Source organism: Pontibacter litorisediminis, from assembly GCF_029360645.1.
In the GTDB taxonomy this organism is placed as follows: domain Bacteria; phylum Bacteroidota; class Bacteroidia; order Cytophagales; family Hymenobacteraceae; genus Pontibacter; species Pontibacter litorisediminis.
The window spans coordinates 1-15,754 of the sequence record NZ_JARDUA010000001.1 but is presented as its reverse complement, the minus strand read 5'-3'; the positions used below and the strand labels follow the sequence as shown (position 1 = coordinate 15,754).

Here is a 15,754-nt window from a genome sequence, read left to right as displayed (position 1 = left end):
ATGGCTTCTTTCGAAGTAATTGGCGGCAACAAACTCAGAGGCGACATTTATCCGCAGGGAGCTAAAAACGAGGCCCTGCAGATACTGTGCGCCGTGTTGCTGACCTCAGAACCAGTCGTAATTTCAAATGTGCCGGACATCCGGGACGTGAATAAACTGATCGAGCTGCTGCGCGACATGGGCGTGAAGGTGGCGCGCAACGCGCCCGACACTTACACTTTCCAGGCCGATGACGTTAACCTGGACTACCTGAACACAGAGCAGTTTGTGGAGCAGGGCCGTGCTATCCGTGGATCGGTGATGATCGTGGGCCCGTTACTGGCCCGCTTCGGGGAAGCCAAGATGCCAAAGCCGGGTGGAGACAAAATTGGACGCCGCCGCCTGGACACGCACTTTATCGGCCTCGAAAAATTGGGTGCAAGGTTTAACTATGATACCCCGGATGAGTTCTATAGCGCAAAGGCAGACCGCCTGAAGGGCGCCTACATGCTGCTGGACGAGGCATCTGTAACCGGCACCGCCAATATTCTGATGGCAGCTGTGCTGGCCGAAGGCACTACCACCATCTATAATGCTGCCTGCGAGCCGTACGTGCAGCAACTGAGCCGCATGCTCAACCGCATGGGCGCCAAGATCAGCGGCATCGGCTCTAACCTGCTGGTGGTGGAGGGTGTGGAGAAGCTAGGTGGCACTGAGCACCGCATGCTACCCGACATGATCGAGATTGGCTCTTTTATAGGCATGGCCGCCATGACGGGTTCTGAGATTACTATCAAAGACTGCCAGATCCCGGAGCTTGGCCTGATACCGGACACGTTCATGCGCCTTGGTATCAAAATGGAGTTCCGCGGCGATGATATCTTTATTCCGGAGCAGGACCATTACGAGGTGGACACCTACATCGACGGAAGCATCCTGAACATATCAGACCATACCTGGCCTGGCCTGACGCCGGACCTGCTGAGCGTGGCGCTCGTGACAGCCACACAGGCCAAGGGCACCGTGCTGATCCACCAGAAAATGTTCGAGAGCCGCCTGTTCTTCGTGGACAAGCTCATTGACATGGGCGCGCAAATTATTCTTTGCGACCCGCACCGTGCTACTGTTATCGGGCAGAACAAGCAGATCCCGCTTCGTGGCATCCGCATGACGTCCCCTGACATTCGCGCCGGCGTGGCCCTGCTCATCGCAGCCCTCTCTGCCGAAGGCAAGAGCATCATCGATAACGTAGAGCAGATCGATCGCGGCTACCAAAACATCGACGGCCGCCTGAACGCCCTGGGTGCGCAGATCAGAAGGGTATAACAACATACTGAAGTATAAAAGCATGAAGGGCAGCCTACATAGGCTGCCCTTCATGCTTTTATACTTGGTACGAAGTTTCTACAGCAACTCCTGTACCTTCTCCGGCGGGCGGCCCAGCACGGCTTTATCCCCCTTCACCACAATCGGGCGCTCGATCAGCACAGGGTGCTCGACCATGGCTTGTATCCTCTCCTCATCCGTGAGTTCTTTGCCTTTATACTTTTCTTTGTAAATGCTCTCGCCTTTGCGCAGTAGTTGCTCCGGCTTCATGTTCAGCTTGCGCAGGATGTCGCGCAGCTCTTCGGCGGTGGGTGGCGTTTTCAGGTACTCCACCACCTCTACCTCCTGCCCTGCCTGGTTTATCAGCTCCAGCGTTTGCCGGCTTTTGCTGCAGCGGTTGTTATGGTATATCTTCAGCATATCATCATTGGTTTACACGTATGAAGTTACAAAAAACTCAGGTATAGCTGCCACTAAAGTATAGCATTGCAACAGGGGAATTTAGTAATTTGGCGCAATAATTTTACACATATAACAACTATGAAAAAACACAAGTTTACCTGCGGCAGTTTGCTGCTGCTGTGCCTTGCCCTACTGCCCCTGCTCGCTAATGCGCTGGCCCCCAAACCCAAGTATAAAAATGGCACTGACGTGGTAAAGGCCATGTACAAGCGCTGGCAAGGCAAGTGGTACCCTAATTTCCAGTTTGAGCAGCGCGCTATCTTTTACAAGGACGGGCAAGTTACGAAAGAGGAAGTATGGCAGGAGCTGTATAGCCAGCCGGGGCTGCTGCACATCCGCTTTGGCGGCTTTGAGAGTGGCAACGGTGTAGTGTTCGCCATGGATTCTGTGTATCATTTTAAAGAGCACAAGCTGGTAGCCAACATGCCGCAGGTGCACCCGCTGGTGCTGCTCTCCTTCGACGTGTACTTTCTGAAGCCGGAAGAGACGGTAGGCAAGCTGAACCAATTAAATTTTGACCTGAGCAAAGTATATGAAGCCGATTGGCAAGGCCGCAAAGCCATTGTGGTGGGAACGACCGACCCTGCCGATGGCAGCAGCCCTCAGTTTTGGGTAGACAAGGAGCGCCTGTATGTGCTGCGCGTGCTTACCAACAACAAGGGCAGCGTGCGCGATGTGGAAATGAACAACTACCAGCAGTTGGAGAACAAGTGGGTAGCCACAGAAATCATCTTCAAGACGGACGGAGAGACTACCCTGCGCGAGGAATACTTTAACATGAGTTTCCCGAAGAGCACCAACACGAGCTGGTTTGATCCGGAAAACTTCAGCAACACCCGCTGGCAGTAAAAAAAGAAGCCGCTGAAACCCATATCAGCGGCTTTTTTGTGCAACAAGCGTTACACCATGTCAGAAAACTACACTCCAGTGGCATGCAGCTTAATCAATCTGGAATTAAAAACTAATCAAAACTATTTCCTTTATCTTAAAATCAGGAGCATTGCTGCCTGATCTAAATATCTGTTACGAAAGATGTTTTACCATCCTGCTTTGGTAAGGCTGTAAGCTGGCCCGCTTCAAAAGATGTCTTTTTTAACTTTTCGGCCTATCTTTACAACTCAACCTGTTGCTAAGTAGCGCATTTAATTCCGGCACCGGAAATTTATTTTTGAGGTTTCTACTATTTCTAAGTAGCAAACTTTTGCTTACAAAGCACTAATAATCAAATATATACACAATACAACGATACAATGCCTAACCCTCCGCAGGATGCTGTATTTCAGTTAATAAAATCACTGGCACGCTCCGAAAAGCGGCACTTCAGGCTGTTTGCCACCCGCCAGGGCTCCAGCAGTGACATTAAGTTTCTGCAGCTCTTCGATGCCCTGGATAGTATGGCCGTGTATGACGAGGAAAAGGTGCTGCGGCAGGTACCGGGTATCAAGAAAGTGCAGCTTGCGAACCAGAAGGCCAACCTGTACAAGCAACTGCTGGCCAGCCTGCGCCTTTACCACGCCAACCAGAACGCCGACATCCAGCTGCACGAGCAATTGGATTACGCCCGCGTGCTCTACAACAAGGGCCTGTATCAGCAAAGCCTGAAAATGCTGGAAAAGGTGAAGGTAGCGGCCAGGCAAAACGCGCACCTGCACGTGGCGCTCACAGCCCATACGTTTGAGAAGCAGATAGAGCAACAGTACATTACACGCAGCCTCGAAGGACGTGCCGAGGACCTGACCGAGGAAACGCATGACCTGCTGGGGCACTTGGGACGCATTCACCACAATTCTGACCTGGCGCTGCGCCTGTACGGCCTCTATATTAAAATGGGCCACACCCGTACTCCGGAGGAATGCGAGGAACTGAAGGCTTTTTTCAAGGCCAACGTGCCGACACTTAACCCAAAAGCTGCCAGCTTCAACGAAAAACTAAGTTACTACCAGTCGCATGTGTGGTACCACTACATTTTGCAGGACTTTAAGGCCTGCTACCGCTATGCGCAAAAATGGGTGGATTTGTTTGAAGAGGAGCCGCAGATGAAGCAGCAGCAGACCACCAACTACATAAAAGGCCTGCACAACCTGCTGCTGGCGCTCTACAACACCCTGTACTACAGCAAGTTCATAGAAGCGCTCAAGAAACTGGAAGACTTTGCGGCAGACAGCAACCGGCGCAGCAACCCTAACATCGAGATGCTGCTGTTCCTCTACATTTACACCAACCGGATTAACGCCTACTTCATGGAGGGCCGCTTTACCGATGGGCTCCGAATCGTGCCGGAGATCAGACGCAACCTGAACGTGTTTCAGCAGCAGTTGGACCCGCACCGCCAGTTGGTCTTCTATTACAAGATCGCCTCCCTATACTTTGGCAGCGGCGACTACAAAAGCACGATTCTATACTTGCAGAAGATCATTCAGTACAAGGACGTGAACCTGCGGGAGGACATCCAGTGCTTTGCCCGCATTCTGAACCTGATCGCACATTACGAAGCTGGAAAAGATGAGCTGCTGGAGTATCAAATAAAATCTGTCTACCACTTCTTGGGTAAAATGAACGACCAGCAGCCCATGCAGGTGGCCATTTGCGAGTTCCTCCGCAATTTGCCCGACATCAAGCCGCTTGACCTGAAGTCGGCCTTTGTGGCCCTGAAGGAGAAACTGCTGCAGATATCGGATAATCCGCTCTACCGCCGCCCATTCCTCTACCTGGACATCATCTCCTGGCTCGACAGCAAGATCACCAACCAATCGGTGCAACAGGTGATGCAGCAGAAGTTTAGAACGATGAAATAACCATTTCCCTCTCAAAGCAAGAAGGGCTTACCTAAATAAAACCTGGCGCCGGTATCCAACCGTTGCCGCACAGTGCGTGCGAGTCTCCAGACTCGCTTCCAAGTATAGCCAGCTCAAAGAAAGGCATCCTGGGAACTACCAGTCAATCGGCTTTTTACCGTGCTTGGCAAGGTAAGCATTGGCTTTGCTGAAGTGGCGGCTGCCAAAGAAACCGCGGTCGGCGGCGAACGGTGAGGGATGCGCAGCTTTCAGCACCAGGTGCCTGCGCTCATCAATAAAAGCCCCTTTTTTCTGCGCGTACGCCCCCCACAGCATAAACACCACGTTTTCTTTTAGTTCGTTCACCTTCTGCACCACCGCATCCGTAAACTCCTCCCAACCCTTCCGCTGGTGGGAGCCCGCGTTGCCGGCGCGCACGGTAAGAGTGGCGTTCAGCAACAGTACCCCCTGCTGTGCCCAACGCTCCAGGTTGCCGTTTGGCGGAAGGTCCTTGCCCAGATCGCTTTTTATCTCCTTAAAAATATTGAGCAACGATGGGGGCGTGCGCACTTTCTCATTCACCGAAAAGGCAAGCCCGTGTGCCTGGTTGGGTCCATGGTAAGGGTCCTGGCCCAGAATCACGACCTCCACCTTATCAAAAGGACACATCTCGAAGGCGCTGAAAATCTGGTTACCGGCCGGATAAACTTTTTGGGTCGCGTACTCGTCTTTTACAAATGAAACCAGCTCCTTAAAGTATGGTTTTTCAAATTCATCTTGTAAGACTTTTTGCCAGCTTTCTTCTATCTTTACATGCATGGGTTAGTTTGGCTAGTTAGGTTAAATTAACAGAAGCTACAGCACGCGCAGCCGCCGCAATGGATTCTAAGTATACAATAAACGCTGGAACATGGATACAAAAACAACGGAAGGTGTAAAAGTTACGGTTACAACCAACTACTTGCCGGACTACTCAAGTCCGGTACAGCAGCACTTTGTTTTTGCCTATAGGATAAAGATAGAGAATAACAGCGAGTTTACGGTTAAACTGCTGCGCCGCCACTGGTACATACACGATGCCACTGGCCAAATGCGTGAGGTGGAAGGCGAAGGCGTGGTGGGCCAGCAGCCAACCTTAGAGCCTGGCGAGATGCACGAGTACGTGTCGGGCTGCAACCTGAAAACCGGCATTGGCAAGATGCGCGGCACTTACCTGATGGAGCGCATGGTGGATGGCCGCAAGTTTGATGTAACCATACCTGAGTTCACGCTTGTAGTGCCTTACAAACTTAATTAGCCCCGACCAGCTTAGGCTTATATTTGCCCGAAGCGCTGCACCTAAAATCATACTTTTGCCCTTCCCACAACGATAGCCCTTGTGTCTTACCTGAGTTTAGCCGCTGATTACCTGCTGTACCGGATGCGTGCCTTTAAGCTGCACGGCGTCCACTCCCCTTTCGTTTTCGACCTGTACCACAACGTGCTGCACCATACCGGCCATTTCCTGGCGTATGATAACGTGGAGGCGCTGCGCCACGAATTGCTGCACGACGAGCGTCAGCTGCAGGTAACCGACTTCGGCGCCGGCTCACGCAGGATAAACCAGAGGACCCGGAAAATAAAGGACATTGCCCGTACCTCGGCCAAACCCGCCAAGTATGGGCAGCTGCTTTTCCGGCTGGTCAACCACTTTCAGCCCACAACGATAGTAGAGCTCGGCACCTCCCTTGGCCTTACTACCTCCTATTTTGCCGAGGCCCGCAAAAACGGTCAGATTTATACGTTTGAGGGATGCCCCAACATTGCCCGCACCGCCCGGGAGAACTTTAACAAACAGGGATACCACAACATACAGGTAATAGAAGGCAACCTGGATGAAACCCTGGAACCGCACCTGCGGCAGCTGGAGAGATTGGATTTTACCTTTCTGGACGGTAACCACCGCTACAAGCCCACCTTGCGCTACTTCGAGAGCTGCCTGAAAAAAGCCCATGAGGGCACGGTGCTGGTGCTGGACGACATTTACTGGTCTGGCGAGATGAAGCGGGCGTGGCAGGAAGTTAAACGCCACCCGCAAGTGCGGCAGACTGTGGATTTATACTTTGTAGGACTAGTTTTCTTCCGGCCGCAGCAACCGAAGGAGGACTTCACTTTACACTTTTAGCCATTCACGTGGCTCGTATCAAATGCCACGACCCGGGTCAATAGCCAATTTAATAAAGGACAAAGGGTTAATAAATAAAGGACAAAAGAGGCTGCGAAAGCGTCTTTTGTCCTTTGTCTAGTTTTCTTTTGTCAGAAGTTTAGCTGATGGCTTGGCGGATGCGCACGAGCTTTTGCAGCAGCGCCTCCAGTTGGTCGAGCGGCAGCATGTTGGCCCCATCAGACTTGGCGATACTTGGCTGTGGGTGCGTTTCGATAAATAGACCATCCGCCCCTACGGCAATGGCCGCTTTGGCAATCGTTTCGATCAGGGCTGGCTTGCCGCCCGTTACACCGGAGCTTTGGTTCGGCTGCTGCAGCGAATGCGTCACGTCCATCACCACAGGAACCCCTGAGGCACCTTGCATGGCGGGGATATTACGGAAATCCACCACCAGGTCGGAGTAGCCGAAGCTGTTGCCACGATCAGTAAGGATAACCTTGTCGTTTCCAGACTCGCGCACCTTATCCACGGCAAAGCGCATGGCCTCGCCAGACAGGAACTGGCCCTTCTTGATGTTCACCACCTTACCGGTTTTAGCGGCAGCTACCAGAAGGTCCGTCTGGCGGCAAAGGAAAGCCGGAATTTGCAGCACATCCACGTATTCGGCGGCCATGGCAGCCTCTCCGCTCTCATGTATGTCAGTTACGGTCGGCACATCAAACTCTTTGCCCACCTTCTCCAGTATGCGCAGGGCTTTTTCGTCGCCGATGCCGCAGAACGAGTCGAGGCGCGAGCGGTTTGCCTTGCGGTAAGACCCTTTAAAGATCCACGGAATCTGCAGCTTGTCTGTGATTGTTTTGATGCGCCCGGCAATATCCATGGCCATCTCCTCGCCCTCTATGGCACAGGGGCCGGCCATCAGAAAGAAGTTGCCGCTGTCTGTATGCTTCAGTTTTGGTATCTCGAACATAGGTTTTTATACTTTAAATCTTGCCACAAAGGTAACTAGAAAGTTAGAGAGTTTGGGAGTTTAGGGGTTAGAGGGGCAGTAAGTCCAAACGATGAACTTCACCCCAACCTATTCTTGTAATTTTCTCCTTTCACAAATGAAACTTCCCTGCAGTATGCCCCATCCGAACTTCTAACTCTTTAACTCTCTCACTCCCAAACTTTTTAACTCGATAAACAGCTCCTTGCCTTGCCGGGGTGGTATGGAGCTATAGGCGGTGTCGAAATGCAGAAAATCGAAGTACGGTGCAAAATAGGTTTCATACTCTTCGCGGCTGCCGCCAAAAGGTGGGCCATCCTTCTCAAATGTAGTATCAAACAGCAGGCCCATCAGTATACCTTTTAGCTGAAGCAGTTCAGCGCATTTTCGGGCGTAAGCAGGGCGCAGGCTTGGGTCAAGGGCGCAGAAGAAGGTCTGCTCCACGACAAGGTCATAGGTCCCCTCCAGAGCAAAGAAATCCTGGTGCAGCAGGTGCTCTTCCTGGAAGCCGGAAACCCGATCCAGCAGGTTCTGGAGAGGAGCTTCCGCCACATCCGCTACGTAAACGTTCCGGAAGCCGTTTTTATGCAAATATTCCGCCTCATAGGCGTTGCCGCATCCCGGAATTAAAATACGCTGGTTTTTGTTTTTAAGCTGATCAAAATAATGCTTTAGCGGCGGCGTTATACCTCCGACATCCCAGCCCGTCTCGTTCTGCTGGTAGCGCTGCTGCCAATAGGCGGCGTTAAAATCTTGATTCATCTTGCTCCTATTATAAAATCTAATTTATATATTTGACTTTTGCACTAAGTATGATTTTAGTGAGCTTCCTAAAGCTAATGTATAACATCGGTTAATCAAACAGATAATATATGTCTACAAACACTCCTGAGAATCGCAGTAACCGCAAACTCCTGATCGGAGGCCTTTTAGTGGTGCTCATCAGCATCAACGGCATTCTGATCTACATGAACTATCAGAAAAAAGAAAAAACCGAGGAGCAGGCTGAGATCATCAATGTTAAGAACAAGGAGCTGGAAAACCAGATCAAGGTGTATGAGGCATTGAAGGCTGATTTCGAGCGTCAGAGCCAGGAGTTGAGTGCCATGGGCCTGGAAAACGATTCACTGGAGTCGCAGATTGCCAGCATCACGGCCGATCTGGAAGAGCTGCGCGGTTTCAGAAAGAGAAGCTATAGCCTGGCAGACCAGCGCCGCTTCCGCGACAGGGCAGCGGCCTTCGAGAAGCAACTGCAGGAGAAGGATAACGAGATAGCCCGCCTGAAGCAAGACAATGAGGTGCTCTTCACGGAGAATACGGAGCTGAAGACGACGCAGACCCGTATGGCCGACAGCCTGACCACTATGCGCTCCACCAACCAGGAACTGAACCAGCAGGTTCGTGTGGCTTCTAAACTGGAGGCGCAAGGCCTGAACGTAAACATCATTAACCAGCGCGGTAAAGAGAAAGAGGATAGCGACAACGAGTTCCGTGCCAAGCGGGTAGACAAGCTGCGTATAGACTTCAAACTGGCCAAAAATGATGTGGCTAAGAAAGAGCCTAAAACCGTTTACATGCGCCTGATAGAGCCGGACGGCGCGGCGCTTTATAACCTTTCCACCGGTTCTGGTACTTTCCAGATCGATGGCGAAGACATGTACTACACTGCCAAGCGCGACTTTGTGTTTGATAACACTCAGCAGGCCCTGAGCTTTACCTACGATAAGAACGCGGAGTACAAGAAGGGTGAGCACACCGTTGAACTGTACGCTGAAGGCTTCCTGATCGGGAAGACCACTTTCGTGCTGAAATAAGGATTTTATACTTTAGCCAAAGTATATAGCCCCTGCCACTGCGGCAGGGGCTATTTTTATGAGCAGTTTTTGGTGGTGATGGTTTTGTTGGGCCCAGGCAATAAAAAAAGCCCTTACCTGGGGCAGGGGCTTTAGTCCATCGTTCACATTTATATCAATCTTTTTTCTTCTAACGCGATGCCGGCCGGTTTATTCTACAAACACCTTCCTGTCCTGAATAACCTTGAAACTCTCTACCATTTTCACTGATTCGTGCACATCTTCGGTAAAGATCGCCACCATGGAGCCGGGCTCAGCGTTCTCCAAGGCATAGGCAATGGCCCGCATCTCTTCTGGTATCTGCCGAACCGGCTTGCCTGCACCCGTCTCCTCAATGCCCTTTAACACCGGCCCCAGAATTTCCTTTGGCGTTTTGCCGCGCAAATCTGCATCCAACCGCACGATGATCTCATCGAAGATCTCCCCCGATACTCGGCCTATTTCATAAAAGTCCTCCTCCCGGCGGTCCCCTACCGCAGCCACGATGCCTACCTTCTTGGTCACATCCAGCGCATTCATGTAATCGCCTACAGCTTTCAGGCCGCCCACGTTGTGAGCGTAGTCCACCAGCACCTCAAACGCAGGAAACTTAAAGAGGTTCATGCGGCCCGGCGTTTTGCTCGGCGATGGTATAAAGGTGCGCAGCGAAGTTTTGATGTCCTCTATATAAAAATGCGAGATATAGCCAGCTAGCGCCGCCGCCAGGATGTTCTCGATGTTAAACCGTGCCTTGCCACCAAATGTCAGGGGCACGTCCGCCACGCGGTCTATCCTGATCTTGTAACTGTTTTTGAAGATGGAAATGTAGCCGTTCTCAAACACCGCGGCCAGGCCTCCTTTGGCGATGTGCTTCAGGATGCGTGGGTTCTCCTCATCCATACTGAACAGGGCTACTTTACAGCTCATGTCCTCGGCCATGGCGTACACCAGGTCATCATCGGCATTCAGCACTGCGTAGCCATCCTTGCTCACACTCCTTGGCACAACCGATTTCAGGCGCGCCAACTCCTCCAAAGTATGAATGTCGCCTAGGCCCAGGTGGTCAGAGCTGACGTTAGTCACGATACCAATATCGCACTGCTCAAAGCCAAGGCCCGAGCGCAGCAATCCGCCTCTGGCGCACTCCAGCACCGCGAAGTTCACCGTCGGGTCCTTCAGCACGAACTGGGCACTGTAAGAGCCGGTGGTGTCACCTTTCTCCAGCAGCTTGTCCTGTATGTAAATACCTTCTGTTGTGGTGTAGCCCACCTGGTATCCCTTGTGCCTCACCATGTGTGCGATGAGGCGGGTGGTGGTAGTTTTGCCGTTGGTACCGGTTACCGCGATTATCGGGATACGTGCCGGCTTGTTGCGCGGGAAGAGCATGTCTACCACCGGCTCGGCCACGTTCCGTGGCAGACCGTAGGTTGGCGAAATGTGCATCCGGAAACCAGGGGCCGCATTTACCTCCAGCACAGCCCCTCGCGCCTCGTTCAAGGGAATGGCAATGTCCGTGGTCATCACATCGATGCCGCATATATCCAGGCCGACAAGCCCGGCGATGCGCTCTGCCATGAGCACATTATAAGGGTCTACCAAGTCAGTAACGTCTGTGGCCGTGCCCCCGGTGCTGATGTTGGCGGTACTCTTCAGGTAAAGGACCTCCCCTGCCGGCAGTACCGATGCGGTGGTTAGGTTCTGCTGTTTCAGGAGGTTCTGGGTATGCTTGTCCAGCTTTATCCGGGTGAGCGCTTTTTCGTGCCCTATGCCGCGGCGCGGATCTTTGTTTTCCTTTTCGATGAGTTGCTTGACCGTGGAAACACCGTCACCGGTGACCATAGCCGGGGTGCGCTTGGCAGCCGCTACAAACTTGCCGTTTATCACCAGCAGCCTGAAGTCGAAGCCTTGTATGTACTGCTCCACCATCACGCCCTCAGAGTATTTCCTCGCTTCCAGAAAGCCCTTCTGCGCATCTTTTAGGCTGGAGATATTGATGGTCGCACCTTTGCCGTGGTTGCCATCAATCGGCTTGATCACGATCGGAAAGCCCAGCCAGTTTACCGCCTTCTTCAGCTCCTCTGAAGAGTAAATGGTACGGCCCTTTGGCACCGGTATACCGGCATCTTCCAGCAAGTCCTTCGTTGCCTTCTTATCGCCGGCGATCTCAACGGCAAAACAGGCGGTGCTCGATGTCATGGTGGCCTGTATGCGCTTCTGATTCACGCCATAACCCAACTGTATGAGCGAGTGGCGGTTCAAGCGAATATAAGGAATACCCCGGCTTACCGCCTCCGACACAATGGCATAGGTGCTAGGGCCAAAATACTCATCCTCCCGAATTTCGTGAAGCCGTACAATATCCTCGCTAAGTTTGTATTGCTGCCCGGTGGCCAGCGCTTGGGTGATGCGCACGGCTGCGTAGGCGGCATACTCCCCGGCCCGTTCCTCCTGGTAAGAATACACCACGATCATGTGCCCGTCCTCATGCGCCGGATAGCAACGGCCATAGCCGCTTTCCATACCGGCCATGGTTTGGAGTTCCAGTGCCACATGCTGCACAACGTGTGCAAACGTGGTGCCCTCCTCCACCGAGTTAAAGAAGCCGCCCTCCACGCCCTCTGCTGCCCGGTGGCTCTGCATTTCAGGGAACATTTTCTTCAACCTGGTAATAAAATGGGGGATATCGCTGGTCGACTGCTGGCTAAACTCTTCCAGGTCTAACTTAATTACGATAAGCTTAGGGTGTTTTACTGACCAGTAATTTGGTCCGCGCATGATGCGCAAATCTATGATCTTCATCTTTGTTCGCTGGATAAGCTGTGTGTTTAAGCTTGTGCAGGGATTTCTCCCTCATCACGTATGCTGCTTTTGTCTCTTGGGATCTGCGTTGTTTCTGATGTGGCTCCTGTAGTGTGCAATTCCTTAAGTTTATGAGAATGAGCTATTCTGTTGCTTATTTAGAATTCCGGCCGGTTTAGGTGCTCTTTTTGGAAGCGACCTATACCAACCTTGGCTATGGACATTACGGATTTAGGTACTAAAAGATTAAGAAGATCTGCATAAAATAGGCCGGCGGTTGCCTAGCAGAGGCGAAACAGTCTTAGCCGAGAAGGCAAAACAGACGGAAATAAGAAGAGGATAAAAAAAAGAAACCCTGCCAAGTATACTTAGCAGGGTTTGAGGTAACGAGCGGATTCGAACCGCTGTAGCAGCTTTTGCAGAGCTGAGCCTAGCCACTCGGCCACGTTACCGTGTTGTTCGATTGGAGTGCAAATATACATAGAGAAGTATACTTGTCAAACTTTAGGAGCTTATTTTTTCAATTTCAGGGGCACTTCTGAGGGTATAGGTTGAGCACCAGATAATTACTGTGTGGAGGCTTAAGCCAGTTTCAGCGCGCCAACAGCAGTTACTCAAATCGCCCCCGCCCAACTCTTTGTTAAAACAGCTTTCCAAAGACTTTACTGCTACAGGCTCACCCGGCGCCGGGCTTGTGTGAGTGGCACAGCAGCAAGCAGGGGCGTCAATCTATTCTTGGCTATACGCGGGGCAGAAAGCCCCGAAACAGACGAAGTCATAGAACAGGTTGAGCACCCATGTCCGCCACTTCCGCTACGACTGCAGTAGCTGTGAAAGGCAAGTAGGCCCCATCGCTTATTGGCAGCCTTACAAGAGCGATCTTTAAACGGCGGGCAGGGCATAGAAACAAAAAAGCCCCGGATTGCTCCGGGGCCTTCTTGTTGTATAACAAGCTTAAAGATTAATTAAGCGTTGTTCTCCTCGTCAGAAGCCTCGCCTTCGTTAGTGTCTTTTGCTTTTTTAGCAGCAGCAGCCTCTAACTTCTTCACGCCAGCTTCCTTCTCGTTCTCCAGCATCTGCTCTTTCAGGGCAGAAAGGGCATCCAGGTCACCAAGAGTAGACTTGTTCTCAGCCTCTTTCTGAACTTTAGGAGCTTTCTCCTTTTTATCACCAGCTGGGGCAGCCTTCTTCGTAGCTCTTGCAGCTCTTGCAGACTCTACCTCTGAGTGCGTAGCAGTGTGAGACAGGATGATCTTACGATCATCTTTCGAGAACTCAGTTACTCTGAAGTCAAGTGTTTCGCCAGCTTCTACCTGAGAACCGTCTTCTTTCTGAAGGCCTTTAGGGAATGTAAAGCCTTCGATACCGTAAGGCAGCTCCAGCGTAGCGCCTCTGTCCGACTTGTCAAGAACAGTAGCTTTGTGAACTGAACCTACATTGAATACAGACTCAAACGTATCCCATGGGTTCTCTTCCAGCTGCTTGTGGCCTAGTGCCAGTCTTCTGTTAGCTACGTCCAGCTCCAGAACAACTACGTCCAGGTTCTCACCAACTTTCACGAACTCAGATGGGTGCTTGATCTTCTTCGTCCAAGACAGGTCAGATACGTGTACCAGGCCGTCAACACCTTCTTCCAGCTCCAGGAACAGACCGAAGTTTGTCAGGTTACGAACGATGCCAGTGTGCTTAGTGCCAACCGCATACTTCGTGATAACGTCTTCTTTTGTCCATGGATCTTCAGTCAGCTGCTTAATGCCCAAAGACATCTTACGCTCTTCGCGGTCCAGTGTCAGCACTACTGCCTCAACCTCGTCGCCTTGCTTGATGAAGTCTTGTGGGTTGCGCAGGTGCTGTGACCAGCTCATTTCAGAAACGTGGATCAGACCTTCAACACCTGGCATCAGTTCCAGGAATGCGCCGTAGTCAGCCACGTTAACGATTTTACCTTTCACTCTAGAGCCAACCTCAATCTCAGCCGGAAGCGCATCCCACGGATGTGGCGTCAGCTGCTTCATGCCCAGGGAGATACGCTTCTTGTCGTCATCAAAGTCAAGTACTACTACCTGTACTTTCTGATCAAGCTGCAATACTTCCTCTGGGTGGTTGATACGGCCCCAAGAAATATCTGTGATGTGAAGCAGACCGTCTACGCCACCAAGGTCGATGAACACACCGAAGTTTGTCATGTTCTTGATAACGCCTTCCAGTACCTGACCACGCTCCAGGTTGTTCAGGATAGCGGCACGCTGCTGCTCCAGGTCTTTCTCGATAAGTACTTTGTGAGATACAACCACGTTGTCGAAAGCGGCGTTGATTTTCACAACTTTCACTTCCATTTTCTTGCCTACGAACACATCGAAGTCGCGGATCGGCTTCACGTCGATCTGTGAACCTGGCAAGAAGGCCTCCACACCATGGATGTCCATGATAAGACCACCTTTGGTTCTTCTCTTCACCACACCCTCCAGAACGTTGTCGTTCTCAAGCGCGTCGTAAATTTTAGCCCAAGCGCTAACGATTTTCGCCTTCTTGCGAGACAGGATCAGCTGACCGTTCGGGTCTTCCTGGTCTTCAATGAACACTTCCACCTCGTCGCCAGGCTTCAGGTCAGGCATGTCTCTGAATTCAGAAACCGGCACCAGACCGTCTGATTTGAAACCGATGTTCAGGATCACGTCACGATCAGTGATACCAACCACAGTTCCTTTAACAACCTCCTGCTCCTGTACGGTAGTCAGGGTGTCGTCATACATTTTTTCCATTTCGGCTTTCTCAGCTTTGCTGTAGCCAGCACCGAAACCCTGGGACTCAAACTTGTCCCAGTCGAAATTTTCTGGAGAATTACTCATATTGTTTTACTGCTCTTGCGTAGCCACCGGCTTAGAGCAATGTGGCCGGTTTGGTTTAGTTATACATACCCGTAGCACCTGCCCGGGCTCATTCAACCGAATGAACCGCAAAAGTAAGGAAATAAATCAAGAAATACCAGTTTCCCCAGATATTGTAAATAGCTTTTTGTGAGCTGTTTAAGAAAACAAGTTGAGGTGCTTGAGAAGTTAGTGGCCGGCGTAAAAGCACACCTATTTTACTGAATGAACCTGTACTATACTTTGGGAGAACAGTTCGTCAGCTGAGGGACTGCATCAGGACATTGCTTACAGCTGGATGTATAGAATGCAACAGTCAATAGAAAAGTAGCTTGTGATGGACCAAGTATGGTACGTATGAAACACACTGTGCAGATGTTATATGCATTGGCTCCACAAGCTGTTGATTTGGAGTCCTACACAATCCTTTACCATCAACGAACACTCTACCTTTGATATCTATGAAGCTGTTTAAAGTTTAAAGAAACTGCCAAAGAATTAGAAGTGTAAAAGAGTTTGCAGACTCACTTTTACACCTTACTCTAACTCAATGGCAGCTCTAGATGAAGATACGATAAATC

Annotated in this window: 12 protein-coding genes and 1 tRNA gene; 6 read left to right on the top strand and 7 right to left on the bottom strand. The window is 51.2% G+C overall.

Annotation, left to right across the window (positions count from 1 at the left end; all coding sequences use genetic code 11):
- Positions 1-1,305, top strand: a complete 1,305-nt coding sequence (gene murA, locus PXG97_RS00065) for a UDP-N-acetylglucosamine 1-carboxyvinyltransferase (protein ID WP_276495665.1) — start codon at positions 1-3, stop codon at positions 1,303-1,305.
- Between the two features lie 78 nt (positions 1,306-1,383).
- Here murA and arsC read toward each other — a convergent pair whose 3' ends face one another.
- Positions 1,384-1,725, bottom strand: coding sequence for an arsenate reductase (glutaredoxin) (gene arsC, locus PXG97_RS00060; RefSeq protein WP_276495664.1), 342 nt, complete (start codon positions 1,723-1,725; stop codon positions 1,384-1,386).
- Positions 1,726-1,845: 120 nt separating this feature from the next.
- Between arsC and PXG97_RS00055 the strand changes: the two genes are divergently transcribed.
- Together PXG97_RS00055 and PXG97_RS00050 are read left to right on the top strand one after the other, a co-directional pair.
- Positions 1,846-2,616, top strand: coding sequence for a LolA-like protein (locus PXG97_RS00055; RefSeq protein WP_276495663.1), 771 nt, complete (start codon positions 1,846-1,848; stop codon positions 2,614-2,616).
- Positions 2,617-3,017: 401 nt separating this feature from the next.
- Positions 3,018-4,562, top strand: coding sequence for a hypothetical protein (locus PXG97_RS00050; RefSeq protein ID WP_276495662.1), 1,545 nt, complete (start codon positions 3,018-3,020; stop codon positions 4,560-4,562).
- 135 nt (positions 4,563-4,697) lie between these two features.
- On the opposite strand, the gene ung is transcribed toward PXG97_RS00050, so the two are convergent.
- Positions 4,698-5,360, bottom strand: a complete 663-nt coding sequence (gene ung / locus PXG97_RS00045; RefSeq protein ID WP_276495661.1) for a uracil-DNA glycosylase — start codon at positions 5,358-5,360, stop codon at positions 4,698-4,700.
- Between the two features lie 91 nt (positions 5,361-5,451).
- On the opposite strand from ung, the gene apaG reads away from it, so the two are divergent.
- Positions 5,452-5,838 (top strand): Co2+/Mg2+ efflux protein ApaG, encoded by a 387-nt coding sequence (gene apaG, locus PXG97_RS00040; protein WP_276495660.1) that lies wholly within the window; start codon positions 5,452-5,454, stop codon positions 5,836-5,838.
- A gap of 81 nt (positions 5,839-5,919) precedes the next feature.
- On the top strand, positions 5,920-6,705 hold the full coding sequence (locus PXG97_RS00035) for an O-methyltransferase (protein WP_276495659.1): 786 nt from the start codon (positions 5,920-5,922) through the stop codon (positions 6,703-6,705).
- Between the two features lie 139 nt (positions 6,706-6,844).
- On the opposite strand, the gene kdsA is transcribed toward PXG97_RS00035, so the two are convergent.
- Positions 6,845-7,657: a 3-deoxy-8-phosphooctulonate synthase gene (gene kdsA / locus PXG97_RS00030; RefSeq protein ID WP_276495658.1), complete on the bottom strand. Its 813-nt coding sequence runs from the start codon at positions 7,655-7,657 to the stop codon at positions 6,845-6,847.
- 171 nt (positions 7,658-7,828) lie between these two features.
- Positions 7,829-8,437 (bottom strand): class I SAM-dependent methyltransferase, encoded by a 609-nt coding sequence (locus tag PXG97_RS00025; RefSeq protein ID WP_276495657.1) that lies wholly within the window; start codon positions 8,435-8,437, stop codon positions 7,829-7,831.
- A gap of 110 nt (positions 8,438-8,547) precedes the next feature.
- On the opposite strand from PXG97_RS00025, the gene PXG97_RS00020 reads away from it, so the two are divergent.
- The gene (locus tag PXG97_RS00020; RefSeq protein WP_276495656.1) at positions 8,548-9,489 is read left to right on the top strand and encodes a hypothetical protein; all 942 of its coding nucleotides are present in this window, start codon (positions 8,548-8,550) and stop codon (positions 9,487-9,489) included.
- A gap of 189 nt (positions 9,490-9,678) precedes the next feature.
- Here PXG97_RS00020 and cphA read toward each other — a convergent pair whose 3' ends face one another.
- From cphA to rpsA, 3 genes are all read right to left on the bottom strand, one after another.
- On the bottom strand, positions 9,679-12,306 hold the full coding sequence (cphA, locus tag PXG97_RS00015; protein ID WP_276495655.1) for a cyanophycin synthetase: 2,628 nt from the start codon (positions 12,304-12,306) through the stop codon (positions 9,679-9,681).
- Positions 12,307-12,687: 381 nt separating this feature from the next.
- Positions 12,688-12,758: transfer RNA gene (locus PXG97_RS00010), tRNA-Cys, on the bottom strand.
- A gap of 513 nt (positions 12,759-13,271) precedes the next feature.
- Positions 13,272-15,155, bottom strand: a complete 1,884-nt coding sequence (gene rpsA / locus PXG97_RS00005; RefSeq protein ID WP_276495654.1) for a 30S ribosomal protein S1 — start codon at positions 15,153-15,155, stop codon at positions 13,272-13,274.
- Positions 15,156-15,754: the final 599 nt, after the last annotated feature.

Bases quoted from the DNA above. Each gene is read 5' to 3' on its own strand.
- arsC (WP_276495664.1), bottom strand. From the start codon at position 1,725: ATGCTGAAGATATACCATAACAACCGCTGCAGCAAAAGCCGGCAAACG.
- PXG97_RS00055 (WP_276495663.1), top strand. From the start codon at position 1,846: ATGAAAAAACACAAGTTTACCTGCGGCAGTTTGCTGCTGCTGTGCCTT.
- kdsA (WP_276495658.1), bottom strand. From the start codon at position 7,657: ATGTTCGAGATACCAAAACTGAAGCATACAGACAGCGGCAACTTCTTT.
- apaG (WP_276495660.1), top strand. From the start codon at position 5,452: ATGGATACAAAAACAACGGAAGGTGTAAAAGTTACGGTTACAACCAAC.
- ung (WP_276495661.1), bottom strand. From the start codon at position 5,360: ATGCATGTAAAGATAGAAGAAAGCTGGCAAAAAGTCTTACAAGATGAA.
- PXG97_RS00020 (WP_276495656.1), top strand. From the start codon at position 8,548: ATGTCTACAAACACTCCTGAGAATCGCAGTAACCGCAAACTCCTGATC.
- PXG97_RS00025 (WP_276495657.1), bottom strand. From the start codon at position 8,437: ATGAATCAAGATTTTAACGCCGCCTATTGGCAGCAGCGCTACCAGCAG.
- PXG97_RS00050 (WP_276495662.1), top strand. From the start codon at position 3,018: ATGCCTAACCCTCCGCAGGATGCTGTATTTCAGTTAATAAAATCACTG.
- murA (WP_276495665.1), top strand. From the start codon at position 1: ATGGCTTCTTTCGAAGTAATTGGCGGCAACAAACTCAGAGGCGACATT.
- cphA (WP_276495655.1), bottom strand. From the start codon at position 12,306: ATGAAGATCATAGATTTGCGCATCATGCGCGGACCAAATTACTGGTCA.
- rpsA (WP_276495654.1), bottom strand. From the start codon at position 15,155: ATGAGTAATTCTCCAGAAAATTTCGACTGGGACAAGTTTGAGTCCCAG.